Source organism: Micromonospora sp. CNZ309, from assembly GCF_002846525.1.
On the sequence record NZ_PJNG01000001.1, the window covers coordinates 232,099 to 249,285 of the forward strand.

The window sequence follows — 17,187 nt, forward strand, 5'->3', positions numbered from 1 at the left end:
CACCATGCCCGGCGAGACGACGAACTCCGCGAACGAGCACCGCGAGCCGGCGGTCGAGAGCGAGCGGGGTGCGCTGGTGACGGTGTTGCTCATGGTGATCCTGGGCGTCGCGGGCATATTCGCCGTCTCCTGACGCCGCGCCGCGGGCGGTGGGCGCCGCCCGCCGTGGCAGGGGCGCCCACCGCCCGCCGTGGGCTCAGGGCCTCGGGGCCCCGCCGTCGGTGTGCGGCAGCCGCTCGGCGGGGACGACACCGAGCCGACCGGCCTTGAAGTCCTCGAACGCCTGGAGCAGCTCGTCGCGGGTGTTCATGACGAACGGCCCGTAGTGCGCCACCGGCTCCCGGATGGGCTCGCCACCCATGATGTAGAGGTCCAGCGTCGGGGTGTGGCCGTCCTGGCTGGCGTCCGCGGCGAAGGTCAGCGCGTCGCCGGGGCCGTGCACGGCCAGCTGGCCCGTGTGCACCGGCCGCCCGTCGGTGCCCACCGTGCCCCGCCCGCCCAGCACGTAGACCAGGGCGTTGAAGTCCGGCCGCCACGGCAGGTCGACGCGCGCGCCCGGCTGCACCGTCACGTGGGTGATGGTGATCGGGGTGTGGGTGGAGCCCGGCCCCCGGTGCCCGGCGATCTCCCCGGCGATGACGCGGATCAGCGCGCCACCGTCGGGCGTGGTCAGCAGAGCCGCCTCCCGGCCACGGATGTCCTGGTAGCGGGGCGGGTTCATCTTGGCGGCCCGGGGCAGGTTGACCCAGAGCTGGGTGCCGTGGAACAGCCCGCCACTCATGACGAGGTGCTCCGGCGGCGCCTCGATGTGCAGCAGCCCGCTCGCGGCCGTCATCCACTGGGTGTCGCCGTTGGTGATCGTGCCGCCGCCACCCTGCGAGTCCTGGTGGTCCATGATCCCGTCGATCATGTAGGTCACCGTCTCGAAGCCGCGGTGCGGGTGCCAGGCCGTGCCCCTCGGCTCGCCCGGCGCGTAGTCCACCTCGCCCATCTGGTCCAGGTGGATGAACGGGTCCAGCTCGGCCACCGGCACGCCGGCGAACGCCCGGCGGACCGGGAAGCCCTCGCCCTCGTAGCCGCTGGGCGCGGTGGTCAGCCGGCGGACCGGCCGGATCGCGGTGGACTCGTCGAGCCGGGGCAGGCGGGGCAGGACGAGCACGTTGTCGACGGTGATGGCGGGCATCGGGGACTCCTCAGCTGTGGGGGTGGGCGGTCGACGCGTCGCGGTCCGCGCGCAGGCGCCGGCCGAGTCGCTCGAAGATCCGGGTGAGACAGGCGACCTCGGCGTCGTCGAGGTCGTCCATGAAGTGGGCGCGTACCGATCGCAGGTGGTGCGGGGCGGCCTCGCGCAGGGCCAGCAGCCCGGCGGCGGTGAGCACGGCCTCGCTGCCGCGGCGGTCGTCCGGACAGGACTCCCGGGCGACCAGCCCGCGCCGCTGCATCGTGGTGACCTGGTACGTCAGCCGGCTCGGCGAGAAGACCAGGCGGCTGGCCAGCTCGCCCATCCGCAGCCGCTGGCCCGGCGCCTCGGAGAGCAGGACGAGCACGTGGTAGTCGGCGAAGCTGAGCGTGCTGTCGGCGCGCAGGTCGTCCTCCAGCCGCGTGTAGAGCCGCTGGCTGGCCTCGATGTAGGCGCGCCAGGCGGCGAGGTGGGCGTTGTCCAGGCTCTCGGTCACGCCACGACAGTAGCACTATTTCAAAATTTAACTAGTGTCCGTGAGTGCGGTCACTCCACTGTCAGGGGATGGTCGTGCAGCTTTGAACGATGTGCTTGCGTACCAGGCCGGGGCGCCGTCCGCTCGGAGGACGCCCCGGCCCCGTACCGTCAGCGGCCAGGCGACGAGGCCGGCATGTGCATCCGGCCGAGGAGTTGCCGGGCCTGCTCGGCGAACTGCGCGTCGACGATCACGGCGTACTGGCCGGCGCGCAGTGAGCTGGCGGAGGTGAAGTCGCGCCGCCCGCCGGTCATCGCGTGCGCGACCGCGCCGAACACCGCTCCCCAGATCGCGCCGACGACCAGCCCGACCAGGATCACCGCGAGCCAGTTGCCGGCCGTGAAGATGCCGAACAGCAGTCCGATGAAGAGACCGAACCAGGCGCCCGTCCCGGCGCCCGCCAGGGCCGCCCGCCCGGTCGTCATCCGCCCGAGGACGGTCTCCACCAGGGTGAGGTTCGTGCCGACGATGGCGCTGTGTTCGACCGGGAACCGGTTGTCCGCCAGGTAGTCGACGACCCGCTGGGCGGACGGATAGTCCGGGTACGACCCGATCGTCACGGTGGGCGGGCCGGTCTCCGGGCCGTGCCCGTCCTGACCGGGGGCGCTGGGCCGGCCGGCGGGACCGGACGGCAGGGTGTCGGCGCCCGGCATCCCGGGCCGCCATGCCGAGGTGGGACTCGACGGTGTGGTCATGAGTTCCTCCTTCGTCGACCGCCCGCGTTCCCGCCGCCGTCGCGAGGTAACGCTCAGCGGGCGGCGGCGCGCAGGTACGCGGCGGTGGCCTCGTCGGCCGGGAAGAAGGACTCGACGGAGAGCTCCTCGACCGTCACGTCGAGCGGGGTGCCGAAGGTCGAGACGGTGCTGAGGAAGGCCAGCTCGCCGGCCGGGTGACGCAGCCGCAGGGGCACCACCACGTCCCCGGCGCGCGGCAGCCCGGCGTCCGGCTCGGCCGACCCGCCCGGATAGCCGCGCAGCTCGTCGTGCAGCGCGGTCAGCTCGGCGTCGGCGGTCAGCCCCAGGTGTCGGCGCAGCCGGCCGAGCAGGTGGGCCCGCCACTCGGTGAGGTTGGCGATCCGGGGCGCCATGCCCTCGGGGTGCAGGGTCAGCCGCAGCGCGTTGGCCGGCGGCCGGAGCAGGTGCCCTGCCACCCCCTCGGTGAGCAGCGGCAGGGCGGCGTTGCCGGCGACCAGGTTCCAGCGCCGGTCCAGAGCGACGGCCGGGTACGGCTCGTGCGCCCGCAGGACCCGGCGTACCGCGTCGAGGACCCGGCGCAGCTCGGGGGAGTCCAGCGGGGCGTGGGAGTAGACCGGGGCGTACCCGGCAGCCAGCAGCAGCCGGTTGCGCTCCCGCAGCGGCACGTCGAGGTGCTCGGCCAACCGCAGGACCATCTCCCGGCTCGGCGCCGAGCGGCCGGTCTCCACGAAGCTGAGGTGCCGGGTGGAGACCTCCGCTTCGACCGCGAGGGCGAGCTGGCTGAGCCCGCGCCGCCTGCGCCACTGCCGCAGCAGCGTGCCGACCGGCGCCCGCCGCTGCTCCACCGCCGCGCTCACGCGCCGATCCTAGGCGCTGCCCCGGTGCCGCCTCGCCCGCCCGCACGGGCGGGCGAGGCGTCGGGGGTCAGGAGCAGGCGGCGCCGTTGAGGGTGAACCCGGTCGGGGTGGGCAGGGTGCCGCCCGGCCAGGTGCCCTGGAAGCCGATCGAGACTGTGCCGCCCGAGGGCAGACCGGCGTTCCACGTGGCGTTGCGCACGGTGATCCGGTCACCCGACTGGGTCCAGTCGCCGTTCCAGCCGTTGGTCAGCCGGACCCCGGCGCCGGGGGCGAAGGTGAGGGTCCAGCCGGTGAGCGCGGCGCCGTGGTTGGTCACCCGCAGTTCGGCGGTGAAGCCGCCGGACCACGAGTTCGGGGTGTACGACACCGCGCAGCCACCGGTCGGCGGGGGAGTGGTCGCCGGAGGCGTCGTGGGCGGTGCGGTGGTCGGGGGCGCCGTCGTGGGCGGTGCGGTGGTCGGCGGCGCGGTGGTGGGGGCCGGGCCGGCGGCCACGGCCAGGTCGTACGCCCGCTGCGGCACGAACTGGCCGGCCGGCGCGATGCACCCGTCGGCCTCGCCGGGCAGCTTCACCCACAGGTACGCGTCGATGGCGGAGTCGCCGGTGGCGGTGGTGCTCGGGGTGCCGATGGCCCGCCCGGCCGGGTCGCACCACTCGGAGCCGGCCGGCCCGTTGCCGTTGCGGCTGGTGTCGACGACCGCCCTGAGCCGGGACACCCCGGTGGCCGCGATGACGGCCTTGGCGTAGGCGACCTCGTCGGCGGTGCGCCGGTAGTTGGAGACGTTGAGCGAGATGCCGTCCGCGCTGTTGGCGACGTCCGCGCCGAGCAGCCGGGAGGCCGCCTCGCCGGGGGCGAGCCACGCCGAGTGCCCGATGTCGAAGTAGACCCGGGCGGCGGCGGAGCCGGCCTTGAGCCGCTTGCCGGCGTACGCCATGGAGGCCCTCGTCTCGGCCTGCTGGGCGGCGTTCTGGCAGCTGGTCATCAGCGGCAGCACGTCCGGCTCCAGCACGATGGTCGCCGGCCGCCCGGCCAGTCCGGCCGCCACCTGGTCGACCCACTGCCGGTAGGTGGCGTGGTCGGGGGCGCCGCCGCCACTCGCGCCGCTGCAGTCGCGGTTGGGGATGTTGTAGACGACCAGGATCGGCACCTTGCCGGCGGCGGCCGCCGCCCCGACGAGGGCGTCGACCTCGGACCGTACGGTCGAGGTGTTGGTGCGGGTGAACCAGCGGCCCTGGGGGACGTTGGCGATCCGGTCGGAGATGACGGCGGCCCGGGGATCGCCGGGGTTGGCGGCCACCCAGGCCGCGGCGGCCGTGGCCGGGTCGACGTAGAACGCCGAGTCGGCGGCGACGGCGGCGGGAGCGCGGACGATGCCGACGGCGACGGTGGCGGCGACGGTGAGCGCGGCCGCGGCGGCGCCCGCCGCGGCGAGTGCGGGTCTACTTCTCACGGGACTCTCCCATTCCATCGAGGAGCACCGCTGGAAGCGCTCCCATATACCGCCGTCAAACTACGTGGTGATGACGTCGATGTGAAGGGGCCGCGTCGCCGTCGGCGACATTTCCCTACCGGCGCGGCGCGTGGCGCGCCCGCCCGGGAGAATGGCGGGATGCGCCTGGTGATCACCGCGGACACCCACGTGCCGAAGCGGGCCAGGGATCTGCCGGAGCCGCTCTGGGCGGCGGTCGACGCCGCCGACGTGGTGCTGCACGCGGGGGACTGGATCGACGAGGCGCTGCTGGACGCCCTGGCCGCCCGGGCCCGCCGCCTCGTCGGGGTGTACGGCAACAACGACGGGCCGGCGCTGCGCGCCCGGCTGCCGGAGGTCGCCCGGGTCGAACTGGACGGACTGCGGGTCGCCGTGGTGCACGAGACCGGCCCGAAGGCCGGTCGGGAGAGCCGCTGCGCGACCCGCTTCCCCGACGCCGACGTGCTGGTCTTCGGGCACTCGCACATCCCCTGGGACACGCTCGCCCCGGGCGGTCTGCGGCTGCTCAACCCGGGCTCGCCCACCGACCGTCGGGCCCAGCCGTACGCCACGTACCTGACGGCGCGGGTGGCGGCGGGCCGGCTCGACGAGGTCGAGCTGCACCGCCTGCCACCGCGCCGCCCGTCCGGTCACTGACCCCGGCCGGTCTCCTCCTGGAGCTGGTCGATCCGCTTCGAGGCCTCGGCCTTGGTCAGTCCCTCCGGCGGCTCCTCGCCGGCCTCCCGGGCCAGGGTCGCCAGGTAGGACTCCTGCGCGGCGGTCGGCGGCTCCTCGCCGGTGACCCACTCGTCCGGGTCCTTGATGGCGCCCTGCGGGTTGGCCTGGCTGCTGGTGCGGTCCGTCATGGTCTCCACCTTCCTTCGAACAGACGTGCCAATACCCCGCGCGGCCCCGATCCATGCGGCGCCCCGGCGCGTCGTGGCCCCGGGCGTGCCGCGCGGGCGACTGCGCCGCCCCGGCGACCTGGCCCGCATACGATCACCGGGTGGGTACGCGGCAGCGGGCGGGTGTGCTGGTGGTCGGCGCGGGCATCGCCGGGGTGGCGTGCGCGACGGAGCTGGCCCGCGCGGGCATCCCGGTGGAGATCCGGGAGCGCGCCCGGGTGTCCGGCGGCCGGATGGCCAGCCGCCGCTTCGACGGCCGGCCCGCCGACCTCGGCGCCGCGTACTTCACGGTCGACGATCCGGACTTCGCACAGCTGGCCGAAGGATGGCGGTCCGCCGGCCTGGCCCGCGAGTGGACCGACACCTTCGTCGCGTACGACGCCGCCGGTCGGCGCGAGGCGCCCGGCCCGATGCGCTGGGCGGCGACCCGGGGGCTGCGCTCGCTGGTGGAGCACCTGGCCCGGGACCTGCCGGTGACCGTGAACCGGCTCGTGCTCGGCGTCGAACCGGGACCCGTGGTGGACGGGCGGGCCTGCGAGGCGGTGGCGCTCGCCATGCCGGGCCCGCAGGCGGCGCTGCTGCTCGCCCCGACCCTGGCCGCCGCCACCCGCGCCACCCAGGCCCAGCGCTGGTCGCCGTCGCTGGCGGCGGTGCTGCGCTTCCCGGCCCGCCGGTGGGCCGCCTTCCGGGGCGCCTTCGTCAACGACCACCCGGTGCTCAACCTCGTCTGCGACGACGGCGACCGCCGCGGCGACGACGCGCCGGTGCTGGTCGCCCACACCACGCCCGAGTTCGCCGCCGGCCATCTCGCCCTGCCCACCGGGGCCGGGCCGGCGGTCGAGGAGGCCGTACGGGACCTGCTGGGGCTGCCCGAGGCGGCGGAGCACGTGCACGTGCACCGCTGGACGTACGCGAAGCCGACGGCCGGACCGGGCGGCACGTACCACCTCGACGCCGACGGCGTCGGGCTGGCCGGCGACGCCTTCGGCAAGCCCCGGGTGCAGAGCGCCTGGCGCTCCGGCCGCGACCTCGGCCGCGCCCTCGTCGCCCGCCTGGGTGGCGGGTGAGGGCCCGCCCTCACGGGCACCGTCGGGCCGGTCAGCTCGCGGCGGGGACGGGTTCGCCGGCGTGGCCGCGCTCCGACGGGTCGGAGGTGCGCTGCCCCGCCCGGTCCAGCAACTGCATCACCGGCGTCGCCGCGACACCGTGCACCACCACCGAGACGATCACGACGAGGCCGACGGTCGCCCAGAGCAGGTCCGCCTGCGGGAAGTCGGCCTTCGTCGTCGCGTACGCCAGGTAGTAGAACGAGCCCACGCCCCGGATGCCGAACAGGGCGATCACCCAGTGCTCGGCCGGGCGGCCGGGTGCCCCCCGCAGCGACAGCCAGCCGACCAGCGGACGGACCAGGAAGACCAGCGCCAGCCCGACCGCGGCGGCCGGCCACGTCAACGGGCCCAGCAGGCCGCCCACGACGGCGCCGCCGAAGAGCAGCAGCAACAGCACCGTGAGCAGCCGCTCGACCTGCTCGGCGAAGTCGTGCAGCACGGAGTGGAACTCGTGGGTGCGTTCGGCGGCCCGGATCGCCCGCGCCGCCACGAAGACCGCCAGGAAGCCGTACCCGCCGGCCACCTCCACCAGCCCGTACGCCAGGAACGTCGCGGCCAGCGCCAGGAAGCCCTCCGAGTGCCGGGCCAACCGCAGCTCGCTCGGGGCCCGGAAGAAGAGCTTGCCGAGCAGCCAGCCGACCAGCCAGCCGCCCGCCACGCCCGCCCCGACCTTCCAGAGCAGGTCCACGCCGACCCAGCGGCCCAGCCAGTCGCCCGGGGCCAGGCCGGTGGTGGCGATGGCGATGGCCGCGTACACGAAGGGGAAGGCCAACCCGTCGTTGAGCCCCGCCTCCGAGGTCAGGGCGAAGCGGACCTCGTCCTCGGAGTCCTCCACGTCGTTGGGCTCGCCGACCTGCACGTCGGCGGCGAGCACCGGGTCGGTCGGCGCGAGGGCGGCCGCCAGCAGCAGGGCGGCGGCCGGCACCAGCCCGGCCCACCACCAGCCGAGCAGCGCCACCGCCGCGATGCACAGCGGCATGGCGATGGCGAGCAGCCGCCACGTCGACGACCAGCGGCGCCAACTGAACGGCCGGTCGATCTTCAGGCCGGCACCCATCAGCGCCACGATGACGCCGATCTCGGTGAGGTGGGTGGCGACGTCCGGGTACGCGAGCGGGTCGGGGTTCGGCAGCCCGACGGGGAGGGCGAAGACCAGCATGCCCAGCCCGAGGAACGCGATCGGCATGGAGAGCGGCCGTTGCTCGAGCACCCGGGGCAGGATCCCCGCCAGCAGCGCGCCCAGACCGACCACCGCGAACGCCACGTCTACCGGCTCCACGACCCCACCTCTCCGCCTCGCCCACGGCGTGCGGGCAGGTGGTGCAAGTCCTTGCCCCCGGAGGACTTCTCGTATTCCTCCCGGAGCGACGGAAACCGGCGCCGGTCACCTCACCCGGGCCACCGGCGAATCGTCGAGGGTGGCGAGCAGCGCGGCCGGGTCCTCGTAGACGGCCACCGCGCCGGCCCCGGCCAGCTCGCCCCGGCTCGTGCCGCCGCAGGTCAGCCCCACGCAGGGCACGTCCAGCTCGCCGGCGGCGGCGACGTCCCACACCGAGTCGCCGACGAAGACCACCCGTTCGGCGGCGAGCCCGGACTGCTCCAGCGCGGCGACCAGGATGTCCGGCGCCGGCTTGCTCTCCCGCGCGTCCGCCGAGCTGGTGATCGTGTGGATCACGTCGTCGGCGGCCAGCGCTCGGCGCAGCGCGGCCACCTCGTGCTCGGCGGCGGAGGTGGCGAGCACGACCCGCAGCCCCCGCTCCGCGCAGGCCCGCAGCAGGTCGGCGGCGCGCGGCAGCGGGACCAGCCGCTCCCAGTACTCGGCGAAGAGGGTGTCGTGGGCGTCGCGCAGCTTCCGGTCCGCGCCGCGGTCGCGCTCCGGGCCGAGCAGGTGGTCGAGCAGCTTGTCCGAGCCCATCCCGATGGCGCGGTGGATCGTCGCCATGGGCGGGGGCCGGTCGAGCTGGCGCAGCGCCTCCCACCAGCTCACGGTGTGCAGGTAGGTGGTGTCGACCAGGGTGCCGTCCACGTCGAAGAGGACACCGGCGGGCTTGTCGGTGGGCATGACCTCCTCCTACCCCCTCCGGACGGGGCTGACGCCGCTCACCCGGACGGCACCAGGATCTCGAACCAGACCGTCGAGCCGCGTACGGTCGGGTCCGTCCCCCAGGCGTCGCTCAGCTCCTCGATCAGCCCCAGCCCCCGGCCACGGCTGCTCAGCGTGTCGGTCTGCGCGCGGGTCACCGTGCCCCGGGTGCCCGAGTCGGCGACCGACACCAGCAGCCGCTCCGGGCTGAGGTCGATCTCCACGCGGGCGGCGGTGCCCGCGTGCAGCAGGGCGTTGGTGGTCAGCTCGCTGGTGCAGAGCACGGCCGCGCCGATGATCGACTCGGGCACCTGCCACTCCGTGAGCTGCCCGGTCATCCAGTGCCGGACCCGGCTCGGCGCCGTCGGCTCGGCCGGCACCTCCATGCTCGCCGACCGCGACGGCCGCAGCGCGTACTCCACCGCCAACACGGCGACGTCGTCCTCGGTGGCGCCGGGCACCGCCGCGATGGCCACCGCGCACAGGGCGCGGGGGTCGCCGCTGCCCGCGCCGGCGACGGCGGCGGCCAGGGCGTCCAGGCCGGTCGTCAGGTCCTGCCAGCGCCGCTCCACCACCCCGTCGCTGAACAGCAGCAGGGTGTCGCCCGGGGCGAAGCGCACCGTGGCCGTCGGTGGCCGGCAGCCCAGGCCCAGGGGGGCGCCCGGGGGCAGGTCGAGGTATTCGGCGACCGGCTCGCCGTCGGAGGCGCACCGGCGGATCAGCGGGGCGGGGTGACCGGCGCTGGCCAGGGTGAGCCGCTGCCGGTCGGCGTCGACGACACCGAAGACCACCGTGACGAAGAGCTCGTGGGTGTCGCCCTCGGCACCCAGGCTGGTGACCAGCCGGTCGAGCCCGGCCAGCACGGCGTCCGGGCGGGGATCGGCCAGCGCCAGCGCCCGCAGGGCCGCGCGCACCTGACCCATCCGGGCCGCGGCCTGCACGTCGTGGCCGGCGACGTCGCCCAGCACGATGCCCAGACCGCCGTCGGGCAGCAGGAAGGCGTCGTAGAAGTCCCCGCCGGCGGCGTTGCCGTCGACACCCGGGTCGTAGCGGGCGGCGATCCGCATCCGGGGCAGGTCGGGCAGGTGCTCCGGCAGCATGCTGCGTTGCAGCAGCTGGGCGGTGCCGTGCTGGGTCTCGAACCGGCGGGCCCGCTCGGCGGCCTGGCCGACCAGCTCGGCGGAGGCGGCCAGCAGCGCGCGTCGCGCGGCCGACCAGACGTGTGGGACCTGGTAGCCGACCGTCAACCCGCCGCGCACCACCGAGGCCCGCAGCGGCACCGCCGCGAGCGAGCGGACCTTCTGGTCGTGCCGGTCAACCGCGGTCTCCCGCAGCGGCTGGCCGTCGTCGACGAAGTGCGGCACCCCGCTGCGGGCGGCGGCGACCACCGGTCCCTGGGAGTCCGGCGGAATGCGTCGCCACAGCGGGGGCAGCCGCTCGTCGGCCTCGTCCATGAGCTCGCCCCGGACGCGCCGGACCATCCGCCAGCCGCCGCCGCCCTCGTCCACGGCGAACGTGACCCGGTCGGCGTCGAACGCGGTGATCGCGTAGCGCAGCGCGACCCGGGCCACGTCGTCCAGGGTGAGGGTGCCGGCGAGCGCCGCGGCGAAGTCGCTGAGGCTCTGCAACTGCTGGGTGACCTGGGTGGTCTCCGCGGCCACGGTCAGCACGCCGACGATCCGCCCGGCGCTGTCGCGCACGGGGGAGTAGCCCCGGGTGAAGACGGACTGCTCGACCAGGCCGGGGCCTCGGTGCAGCGGAAGGCTCGTCTCCTTCTCCAGGAACGGCTCCCCCGAGCGGTAGGTGTGCTCGATGGCGTCGCCGACGCCGGGCAGCGGCCAGGACTCGGCGAACACCTCGGCCGCCGGCCGCCCCACCGCGTCGGGGTGCCGGTCACCGATCAGGTCGGCGTACGCGTCGTTGTAGACCAGCAGGTGCTCGTCGCCGAGGGTGAGGGCCATCGGTACGGGCGAGGCGAGGAGCAACTCGGCGGCGGCGCGGACCGCCGGGTCCCACGCGCGCCACGGGCCCAGCGGGGTGCCGCCCCAGTCGTGGCGCAGGACGGTGGCCGCCGTGTGCGACACGGAGGGTGCTCCCGAGACCGGGGCTGGGGGGTTCGGGACCCGTCCGACCGTTCCTGGCATGACCGCAGCCTAGCCGCAGCCCCTACCGGCCGTTTCCGATCATGCCGCGCGCGTCCCCCCGGTCGGACGTTCGGGCAGGTCAGGTCGGCTCTGCGGTGACATGTCGGGAAAAACTCGGGGAGCGGTACGGCGTGCCGCGTCGGTGACCGGGTATGCGCGCGGCGCAGTCCATGCGACAGGAGGGACATCATGCCGGATAGCCTCGCGGTCAGGCAGGTCGACATCGGCGACGCCGTGGCCGACATGTGGAGGTCGGTGCTGCTGTTCATACCGCGGGCCATCGCGTTCATCGCGATCCTCGTGGTCGGATGGCTCATCGCCAAGGCCGTGCTCAAGATCGTCGACGCGGCGCTGGAACGGGTCGGCTTCGACAGAGCGGTGGAACGGGGCGGCATCAAACGCGCGCTGGAACGCACCAGGTACGACGCCAGTGACATCCTGGCGAAGCTCGCGTACTACGCGGTGCTGCTGTTCACCCTGCAGTTCGCCTTCGGGGTGTGGGGACCCAACGCGATCAGTGACCTGATCGGCGGCGTGGTCGCCTGGCTGCCACGCGCCTTCGTGGCGATCGTCATCATCGTCGTGGCCGCCGCGATCGCCAGCGCCGTCCGCGACATCGTCACCGGGGCACTGGGCGGCCTCTCGTACGGCAAGATCCTCGCCGACCTGACGGCGATCTTCATCATCGCGCTGGGTGTCATCGCCGCGCTGAACCAGGTCGGCATCGCCACGGCGGTGACCACGCCGGTGCTGATCGCGGTGCTCGCCACGGTGGCCGGCATCCTGATCGTCGGCGTCGGTGGCGGTCTGGTGCGGCCCATGCAGAACCGTTGGGAGGGCTGGCTGAACCGGATGGCCGAGGAGTCGCGGGCGGTGCAGGAGCACCGTCGGGCCCGGGAGGCCGGCCAGGTCGACGTCGGCCGGCAGATGGCCGACCGTACGGCGGCCGAGCGAACCGAGGTCATGCCGCGCGGGCAGGAGTCGGCGACGGCCGGCGGGCGCGGCACCTACCAGTCGGGGAACGTGGGCGACGAGACCCAGCAGTTCCGCCGCTGACCGGTGCGGCGCGACGGGGAGGGGTGTCCGCGGACCGCGGGCGCCCCTCCGGCGCGTCGGGCCGCCGGTCAGACCAGCGGGAGCGGGGCGGGCGCCGGGGTGCCCAGCGAGCGGGTCAGCGCGCAGACCGCGAGCAGCCGGGTGAGCAGCCAGTCCGGCGCGGACCAGTCGACCGGCGCCACCGGGGGCTGCCAGCCGTGCTCCAGCGCGGCGGCGCGTACGCCCTCCGCGTAGCCGGCGAGCGCGGCGGCGCTCAGCGGCCGGCGGTCGCCGTCCAGGCTCTCCCGTACCGCTGCGGCGTGCTGGTCGACCAGGGCCAGCAGGCCCGGACGCGCGGCGGCGGCGGCCAGCCCCTCGGCGCCGACGGAGGCGGCCAGGAGGGCGAGGGTGGAGCGCGCCGAGCTGGCGGCGGAACGGGCCTCGACCCGGGTGAACGGCACACGCATGGTGACCGAGGCTATCCGGCCGTGACCAGGGTCGACCTCGGCCGGTCGGCGGGTTTTTCACCCTCCCCCGAACGGTCAACCGCCCACGGGGGATTGAGTCGGCCCGGGCGGGGCAGGAGGAGAACCGCCCCGCCGGGGCGACGTCGACACCTGGAGGAACGGATGGAACGACACGGGGACGGGCCGGACGAGCGGCACCGCAGGCCGGCCGGGGTGAGCGACGAGACGGTGGCGGCGCTGGGCAAGCTCAGCGAGGCGCTGGAGTGCGTCGAGCGGGTGCGCGGTCACCTCTACTCGCTGCACCAGCTCGTAGGGCACGCCGACCTGATGCTCGACGACGCCGTGGAGATGTTCCGCGCCGCCGGGCACGACCGCATCGCCGACCGCATCGACGCCGACCTGCTGGGCCGCAACGTCATCGCCGGGCGGTGGACGTTCCAGATCGTCGAGGACTTCGACGACGGCTACTACGCCCTCTTCCGCGACCTCGACCGGGCCGCCCGCGAGGAACTGGTCGGCGGCCGCCGGCACCTCTACGAGGCGGAGATGAAGGAGCGGCGGCGCACCCGGGGCCTGCCCGGGCACGAGGCGCGCCCCGCCGGCGAGGGCTGAACCGACCCGTCAGTCCGTGGGGCGGGCGTCCGCCGGGCGGCGCCGGGCCGCGTCGTCGGCGATGATCACGGTCGCCACCATCAGCGCCACGCAGAGGCTGAACAACCAGGAGTCGTCCGAGACCAGCTTGGCGGAGACGGGAGCCTGGAGCGCGGCGAGCAGAAAGCCGAGCCATGCCAGGCGGCGCTGACGCGTGGAGAGGATGCCGGAGCCCTGATGCATCCCGAAAGTCTTGCGCGTGACCCGGGCCTTGCCGTCAGCCGAACGGCCGATTCTGGATGAGCTGTCCGTTTCACCACCCGTCCGGACCGTAATCTTCGTCCCACCGGGGGAGGCGGACTGGCGTCGTCGCCGACTCCGGGCAGGATGGTCCCTCGTGTCCACCGCCCCGCCCCGCGCCTCGCTGCTCCTGCTGGCCTACCTCGCGTTCGTCAGCCTCGGCCTGCCCGACGGCCTGATCGGCGTGGGCTGGCCCTCGATCCGGGCCGACTTCGGCGTACCCACCGAGGCCGTCGGCCTCGTGCTCACGGCGGGCACGGCCGGCTACCTGACCTCCAGCGTGCTGGCCGGCTTCACGCTGGCCCGGCTCGGCGTCGGCTGGCTGCTCGCCGGCAGCACGCTGCTGGCCAGCCTCGCGCTCACCGGTTACGCGCTGACCCCCGGGCTGATCCTGATGGTGGGCTGCGCGCTGGTGCTCGGTCTGGGCTCCGGCGCGATCGACTCCGGCCTGAACGCGTACGCGGCGGGTGCCTTCGGCCCCCGGCACATGAACTGGATGCACGCGTTCTTCGGCCTCGGTGTGGCGCTCGGGCCGCTCATCATGACCGGCGCGCTCAGCGCCGGGCTCTCCTGGCGCTGGGGCTACGGCCTGGTTGCCGGGGCCCAGCTCGCGCTGGCCGCCGCGTTCGCGCTCACCGTCCGCGCCTGGCGGGACCGCACCCCGGCCCCGGGGCCCGCGGGGACCGCGACGGGGCAGGCCGCCGTCGCCCCGCCGGCCGTCACCCGGGTACGCGAGACGCTGCGCCTGCCGGCGGTCTGGCTCGGCGCGGCGGCCTTCGCCGTGTACGTGGCCATCGAGGTGGCCGCCGGGCTCTGGGCGTTCCTGCTGCTCACCGAGGGGCGTGGCCTCGGCGCGGCCGTCGCCGGCGTCTGCGTCTCCGGCTACTGGGGGAGCCTCTTCGTCGGGCGCGTGGTGCAGGGCGTGGTGGCCGAGCGGCTGGGCGCGGCGACGGTGCTGCGGGGCAGCCTGGTCGGGATGGCGGTCGGCGCGGTCCTGATCGCGCTGCCGGCGCCGGCCTGGATCGCCGTGGCCGGGCTGTTCGTCGTCGGCTTCGCCGCCGCCCCGGTCTTCCCGCTGCTCACCCTCACCACCGCCGAGCGGGTCGGTACGGCGCACGCCGACCGGACCATCGGGCTCCAGATCGCCGCGGCCGGGCTGGGCGGCGCGCTGGTGCCGGCCGGGATCGGGGTGCTGCTCGGCAACACCTCGGTCGAGTTGCTCGGGTCGGCGCTGGTCGTGCTCGCGCTGGGCCTGATCGCCCTGCACACGGCCGGCACCCGCCGACCGGCGCCGCACTGAGCGCGGCGGGGCCACGGTCCGCTCCATGACCGCGCGACCTCGACGGCCGGCGCGTCTTGCCCGTCCTCCGTCAGCCGGCCCGCCCGCCGCACGGCGCGGCTCACATCGTGTCGGGCCCGGTCCGCCCCGTCGTCGAGGGCCGGTACGCGCGGTCCGGGTCCGTCGGCTCGCGGCCCGCGCCGGCGGCCTGCCCACCCCGGTCCACCGCCTCCGGGCCGTGGCCGAAGGCCGCCTCCTCGCCGGCGTCGTTCGCCGTCACGTCGTCGGCCTGGCCGTCCAGCGTCGACCGCGCCACGGCCCGGTCCAGTTCCCGCAGGGGAGTGCGTTCCTCGTCCCGCCACACCTTGTCGTCGTCCGTCATGCCCATCGCGGTACCCCGGCCCGGTGCACGCAAACGACGATGGCCGCCGGAAGAGCCGGCGGCCATCGGACGTTCGCGTTCCGGGGGAGGGGAGATCAGGGCTGCGGCCGGTCGACCTTGCCGCGCCAGGCACCGGTCTCCTGACCACGGCGCTCGATGAACTGCTTGAACCGCTCCAGGTCGCCCTTCGCGCGCCGGTCGACGATGCCGAGCTTGTCGCCGGCCTGCTCGACCACGCCGTGCGGTTCGAACTCGAGCTGGAGCGTGACCCGGGTGGTCTCCGGGTCCAACCGGTGGAAGGTGACCACGCCGGCCTGCTGGGTGCCGCCCGTCGAACGCCAGGCGACCCGCTCGTCCGGAAGCTGCTCGGTGATCTCGGCGTCGAACTCCCGCTTCACCCCGGCGATCTCCACCGTCCAGTGGGTCATCGTGTCGGTCAGCTGTCGGACCTCCTGCACCCCCTCCATGAACTGGGGGAAGTCCTCGAACTGCGTCCACTGGTCGTACGCGGTGCGCACCGGGACGGAGACGTCCACGTGTTCGGTAACGCCACTCATCAGCCATCCTCCTTCGTCCGCCGGAGACGGGTCGGATCGTGCGGGGATCCGGTCACCAGCGGGTCGTCTCGTTCTTGTGGCCGAGCGCCGCCCACACCTCGGAGACCGTCTGGTAGCGGGTGCCCTCGGGCAGCCGCTCCAGTTCGGCGACGATGTCCGCCGGTGCCTCGTTCTCCCGCGCGTTGGCGATCAGCGTCTCCCGGTCACCGGGCAGGGCGGTCATCGTGATGAACCGTCCGAGCCGGCTGCGTCGCTCGACGTCCTCGGAGCTCATCCCCTTGGGCGCGCCCGTACGCAGGTCGCCGGCCGGGGCCGTGGTCGGTTCCGGCTGGTCCTCACCCGCCGGCTCCGGCACACGGGACTCGTCGACCCGTGAGCCGCCGGTCCCCGGCCCCTGCACGAGCCCGCTGACCTCCCGGCTCATCTGCTCGTCGACCCTCGGTCCGTGCTTGCTGCTGCCACGTTCCATGCCTTCTGCGCTACCCGGTGGCACCGCCGGTAAACGGTCCGGCGCGGCTCGTTGGCGCGGGCGGCGACGGTGAGGGCCGCCAAACCCGTCGCGGGTCACGCGGTGGCGGGCGTCTTCGGGGGCAGGACGGGCTCCTCGGGGTCCGGCTCGCCGGCCTGGAGCACCCGGCCACGCTGGAGTTCCGCGTTGATCTGCACGCCGAGCATCAGCGCCGAGTTGGACAGGTAGAGCCAGACCAGGAACGCGATCACGGCCCCCAGGCTGCCGTACGTGGCGTCGTACGAGCCGAAGTTGGCCACGTACAGGCCGAAGCCGAACGAGGCGAGGGCCCAGGCGACCAGGGCGACCGCGCCGCCCGGGGTGAGCCAGCGGAACCGGGGCTGCCGGACGTTGGGCGCGATCCAGAACAGCAGGCTCAGCAGCACCATCATGATCAGCGCGAGCACGGGCCACTTGGCGACGCTCCACGCCGTGCGCGCCAGCCCGCCGGCGTTGATCAGGTCGCCCACGGCGTCGGTGACCGGCCCGCTGACGATCAGCCCGGTGGCGACGACCGCCAGCAGCACCAGCGAGACCCCCGCCAGGCCGATCTGCATCGGCCGCAGCTTCCAGACCGGCCGCCCCTCCTCGACCCCGTAGACGGCGTTGGAGGCCCGGGTGAACGCCCCGATGAAGCCGGAGGCCGACCAGAGGGCACCGAGCAGACCGAAACTCAGCAGCACGCTGGCCGAGTCGTTCTGGTCCACCACGCCCCGTACGACGCCGACGAAGCCCTCGTTGGCCACCACCGAACCGGCGCCCATGTCCCGGGCCAGGTCGAGCACGGTGTCGACGGTCTGCTCGCCGTTGGACACCAGCCCGACCAGGGCGACCACCACGATCGTGGACGGGAAGAGCGCGAGCACCCCGTAGTAGGTGAGCGCGGCGGCCCAGTCCGCGCAGTTGTCCTTGACGAAGTTGCGCACGCTGCGCACCAGCACCCCGCGCCACGTCCGCCAGCTCAGCTGGCGTACCCGGCGGGGCATCCGCGGTCGCCGCTCCTCGGTGGGCGCCGCGCCGGGGTCCGTCGTCGTCATGCCCGCTCCCTGTGCCCGGCGCCCGGATGACCCGGTGCATCCGGCGTCGCCTGGC

The 17,187-nt window shown here is 74.7% G+C and carries 21 protein-coding genes; 6 read left to right on the forward strand and 15 right to left on the reverse strand.

Annotation, left to right across the window (positions count from 1 at the left end):
• The first annotated feature begins 4 nt into the window (after positions 1-4).
• Positions 5-133 (forward strand): hypothetical protein, encoded by a 129-nt coding sequence (locus tag CLT72_RS32490; protein WP_284039359.1) that lies wholly within the window; start codon positions 5-7, stop codon positions 131-133.
• Positions 134-196: 63 nt separating this feature from the next.
• Here the strand turns inward: CLT72_RS32490 and CLT72_RS01030 are convergent, their stop codons facing one another.
• The 5 genes from CLT72_RS01030 to CLT72_RS01050 all read right to left on the reverse strand — a co-directional run bounded on the left by CLT72_RS01030 (position 197) and on the right by CLT72_RS01050 (position 4,717).
• A complete protein-coding gene (locus CLT72_RS01030) occupies positions 197-1,183 on the reverse strand; it encodes a pirin family protein (RefSeq protein ID WP_101409123.1) in 987 nt (328 codons plus the stop codon).
• A 10-nt stretch (positions 1,184-1,193) separates the two neighbouring features.
• Entirely contained in the window at positions 1,194-1,676 is a 483-nt protein-coding gene (locus CLT72_RS01035) for a MarR family transcriptional regulator (RefSeq protein ID WP_101409124.1), read from the reverse strand.
• 149 nt (positions 1,677-1,825) lie between these two features.
• A complete protein-coding gene (locus CLT72_RS01040; protein ID WP_089001099.1) occupies positions 1,826-2,410 on the reverse strand; it encodes a YflT domain-containing protein in 585 nt (194 codons plus the stop codon).
• A gap of 53 nt (positions 2,411-2,463) precedes the next feature.
• Positions 2,464-3,255 (reverse strand): helix-turn-helix domain-containing protein, encoded by a 792-nt coding sequence (locus CLT72_RS01045; RefSeq protein WP_486484358.1) that lies wholly within the window; start codon positions 3,253-3,255, stop codon positions 2,464-2,466.
• Positions 3,256-3,334: 79 nt separating this feature from the next.
• Positions 3,335-4,717: a glycoside hydrolase family 6 protein gene (locus CLT72_RS01050; protein ID WP_250100628.1), complete on the reverse strand. Its 1,383-nt coding sequence runs from the start codon at positions 4,715-4,717 to the stop codon at positions 3,335-3,337.
• 159 nt (positions 4,718-4,876) lie between these two features.
• Here CLT72_RS01050 and CLT72_RS01055 point away from each other — a divergent pair, with 159 nt between their 5' ends.
• Positions 4,877-5,392: a metallophosphoesterase family protein gene (locus tag CLT72_RS01055; RefSeq protein ID WP_101409127.1), complete on the forward strand. Its 516-nt coding sequence runs from the start codon at positions 4,877-4,879 to the stop codon at positions 5,390-5,392.
• On the opposite strand, the gene CLT72_RS01060 is transcribed toward CLT72_RS01055, so the two are convergent.
• Entirely contained in the window at positions 5,386-5,601 is a 216-nt protein-coding gene (locus CLT72_RS01060) for a DUF3072 domain-containing protein (RefSeq protein ID WP_089001095.1), read from the reverse strand. The two genes, CLT72_RS01055 and CLT72_RS01060, sit on opposite strands and share 7 nt — an antisense overlap.
• A gap of 164 nt (positions 5,602-5,765) precedes the next feature.
• Between CLT72_RS01060 and CLT72_RS01065 the strand changes: the two genes are divergently transcribed.
• Positions 5,766-6,707, forward strand: a complete 942-nt coding sequence (locus tag CLT72_RS01065; RefSeq protein WP_199184690.1) for an NAD(P)/FAD-dependent oxidoreductase — start codon at positions 5,766-5,768, stop codon at positions 6,705-6,707.
• A 31-nt stretch (positions 6,708-6,738) separates the two neighbouring features.
• Here the strand turns inward: CLT72_RS01065 and CLT72_RS01070 are convergent, their stop codons facing one another.
• The 3 genes from CLT72_RS01070 to CLT72_RS01080 form a co-directional block, all read right to left on the reverse strand.
• Positions 6,739-8,028 carry a cation:proton antiporter domain-containing protein gene (locus CLT72_RS01070; protein WP_101409129.1) on the reverse strand — a complete coding sequence of 430 codons (1,290 nt, stop codon included), beginning with the start codon at positions 8,026-8,028 and terminating at the stop codon, positions 6,739-6,741.
• 105 nt (positions 8,029-8,133) lie between these two features.
• Positions 8,134-8,811, reverse strand: coding sequence for an HAD family hydrolase (locus CLT72_RS01075; RefSeq protein WP_101409130.1), 678 nt, complete (start codon positions 8,809-8,811; stop codon positions 8,134-8,136).
• 38 nt (positions 8,812-8,849) lie between these two features.
• Positions 8,850-10,976: a SpoIIE family protein phosphatase gene (locus tag CLT72_RS01080; protein ID WP_101409131.1), complete on the reverse strand. Its 2,127-nt coding sequence runs from the start codon at positions 10,974-10,976 to the stop codon at positions 8,850-8,852.
• 189 nt (positions 10,977-11,165) lie between these two features.
• Between CLT72_RS01080 and CLT72_RS01085 the strand changes: the two genes are divergently transcribed.
• Positions 11,166-12,032, forward strand: a complete 867-nt coding sequence (locus tag CLT72_RS01085) for a mechanosensitive ion channel family protein (protein ID WP_101409132.1) — start codon at positions 11,166-11,168, stop codon at positions 12,030-12,032.
• Positions 12,033-12,100: 68 nt separating this feature from the next.
• Here CLT72_RS01085 and CLT72_RS01090 read toward each other — a convergent pair whose 3' ends face one another.
• Positions 12,101-12,478, reverse strand: a complete 378-nt coding sequence (locus tag CLT72_RS01090) for a DUF6401 family natural product biosynthesis protein (RefSeq protein WP_101409133.1) — start codon at positions 12,476-12,478, stop codon at positions 12,101-12,103.
• 162 nt (positions 12,479-12,640) lie between these two features.
• Between CLT72_RS01090 and CLT72_RS01095 the strand changes: the two genes are divergently transcribed.
• Complete coding sequence (locus tag CLT72_RS01095) at positions 12,641-13,090, forward strand: hypothetical protein (RefSeq protein WP_101409134.1); 450 nt, start codon at positions 12,641-12,643, stop codon at positions 13,088-13,090.
• A 9-nt stretch (positions 13,091-13,099) separates the two neighbouring features.
• Here CLT72_RS01095 and CLT72_RS01100 read toward each other — a convergent pair whose 3' ends face one another.
• The gene (locus CLT72_RS01100) at positions 13,100-13,312 is read right to left on the reverse strand and encodes a hypothetical protein (RefSeq protein ID WP_089001087.1); all 213 of its coding nucleotides are present in this window, start codon (positions 13,310-13,312) and stop codon (positions 13,100-13,102) included.
• Between the two features lie 154 nt (positions 13,313-13,466).
• Between CLT72_RS01100 and CLT72_RS01105 the strand changes: the two genes are divergently transcribed.
• Positions 13,467-14,669, forward strand: coding sequence for an MFS transporter (locus CLT72_RS01105; protein ID WP_101409135.1), 1,203 nt, complete (start codon positions 13,467-13,469; stop codon positions 14,667-14,669).
• A 100-nt stretch (positions 14,670-14,769) separates the two neighbouring features.
• Here CLT72_RS01105 and CLT72_RS01110 read toward each other — a convergent pair whose 3' ends face one another.
• The 4 genes from CLT72_RS01110 to CLT72_RS01125 form a co-directional block, all read right to left on the reverse strand.
• Positions 14,770-15,030 (reverse strand): hypothetical protein, encoded by a 261-nt coding sequence (locus tag CLT72_RS01110; protein WP_101414860.1) that lies wholly within the window; start codon positions 15,028-15,030, stop codon positions 14,770-14,772.
• A gap of 95 nt (positions 15,031-15,125) precedes the next feature.
• Positions 15,126-15,587, reverse strand: a complete 462-nt coding sequence (locus CLT72_RS01115; RefSeq protein ID WP_089001085.1) for an SRPBCC family protein — start codon at positions 15,585-15,587, stop codon at positions 15,126-15,128.
• Positions 15,588-15,639: 52 nt separating this feature from the next.
• Positions 15,640-16,056, reverse strand: a complete 417-nt coding sequence (locus CLT72_RS01120) for a DUF2795 domain-containing protein (protein ID WP_089001084.1) — start codon at positions 16,054-16,056, stop codon at positions 15,640-15,642.
• A gap of 95 nt (positions 16,057-16,151) precedes the next feature.
• Positions 16,152-17,132: a YihY/virulence factor BrkB family protein gene (locus CLT72_RS01125; protein ID WP_101409136.1), complete on the reverse strand. Its 981-nt coding sequence runs from the start codon at positions 17,130-17,132 to the stop codon at positions 16,152-16,154.
• Positions 17,133-17,187 lie beyond the last annotated feature (55 nt).

What these genes read in the sequence shown, in the direction of transcription:
- CLT72_RS32490 (WP_284039359.1), top strand. Translation starts at nt 5, where the DNA reads ATGCCCGGCGAGACGACGAACTCCGCGAACGAGCACCGCGAGCCGGCG.
- CLT72_RS01030 (WP_101409123.1), bottom strand. Translation starts at nt 1,183, where the DNA reads ATGCCCGCCATCACCGTCGACAACGTGCTCGTCCTGCCCCGCCTGCCC.
- CLT72_RS01040 (WP_089001099.1), bottom strand. Translation starts at nt 2,410, where the DNA reads ATGACCACACCGTCGAGTCCCACCTCGGCATGGCGGCCCGGGATGCCG.
- CLT72_RS01055 (WP_101409127.1), top strand. Translation starts at nt 4,877, where the DNA reads ATGCGCCTGGTGATCACCGCGGACACCCACGTGCCGAAGCGGGCCAGG.
- CLT72_RS01060 (WP_089001095.1), bottom strand. Translation starts at nt 5,601, where the DNA reads ATGACGGACCGCACCAGCAGCCAGGCCAACCCGCAGGGCGCCATCAAG.
- CLT72_RS01075 (WP_101409130.1), bottom strand. Translation starts at nt 8,811, where the DNA reads ATGCCCACCGACAAGCCCGCCGGTGTCCTCTTCGACGTGGACGGCACC.
- CLT72_RS01080 (WP_101409131.1), bottom strand. Translation starts at nt 10,976, where the DNA reads ATGCCAGGAACGGTCGGACGGGTCCCGAACCCCCCAGCCCCGGTCTCG.
- CLT72_RS01085 (WP_101409132.1), top strand. Translation starts at nt 11,166, where the DNA reads ATGCCGGATAGCCTCGCGGTCAGGCAGGTCGACATCGGCGACGCCGTG.
- CLT72_RS01090 (WP_101409133.1), bottom strand. Translation starts at nt 12,478, where the DNA reads ATGCGTGTGCCGTTCACCCGGGTCGAGGCCCGTTCCGCCGCCAGCTCG.
- CLT72_RS01095 (WP_101409134.1), top strand. Translation starts at nt 12,641, where the DNA reads ATGGAACGACACGGGGACGGGCCGGACGAGCGGCACCGCAGGCCGGCC.
- CLT72_RS01100 (WP_089001087.1), bottom strand. Translation starts at nt 13,312, where the DNA reads ATGCATCAGGGCTCCGGCATCCTCTCCACGCGTCAGCGCCGCCTGGCA.
- CLT72_RS01110 (WP_101414860.1), bottom strand. Translation starts at nt 15,030, where the DNA reads ATGACGGACGACGACAAGGTGTGGCGGGACGAGGAACGCACTCCCCTG.
- CLT72_RS01115 (WP_089001085.1), bottom strand. Translation starts at nt 15,587, where the DNA reads ATGAGTGGCGTTACCGAACACGTGGACGTCTCCGTCCCGGTGCGCACC.
- CLT72_RS01120 (WP_089001084.1), bottom strand. Translation starts at nt 16,056, where the DNA reads ATGGAACGTGGCAGCAGCAAGCACGGACCGAGGGTCGACGAGCAGATG.
- CLT72_RS01125 (WP_101409136.1), bottom strand. Translation starts at nt 17,132, where the DNA reads ATGACGACGACGGACCCCGGCGCGGCGCCCACCGAGGAGCGGCGACCG.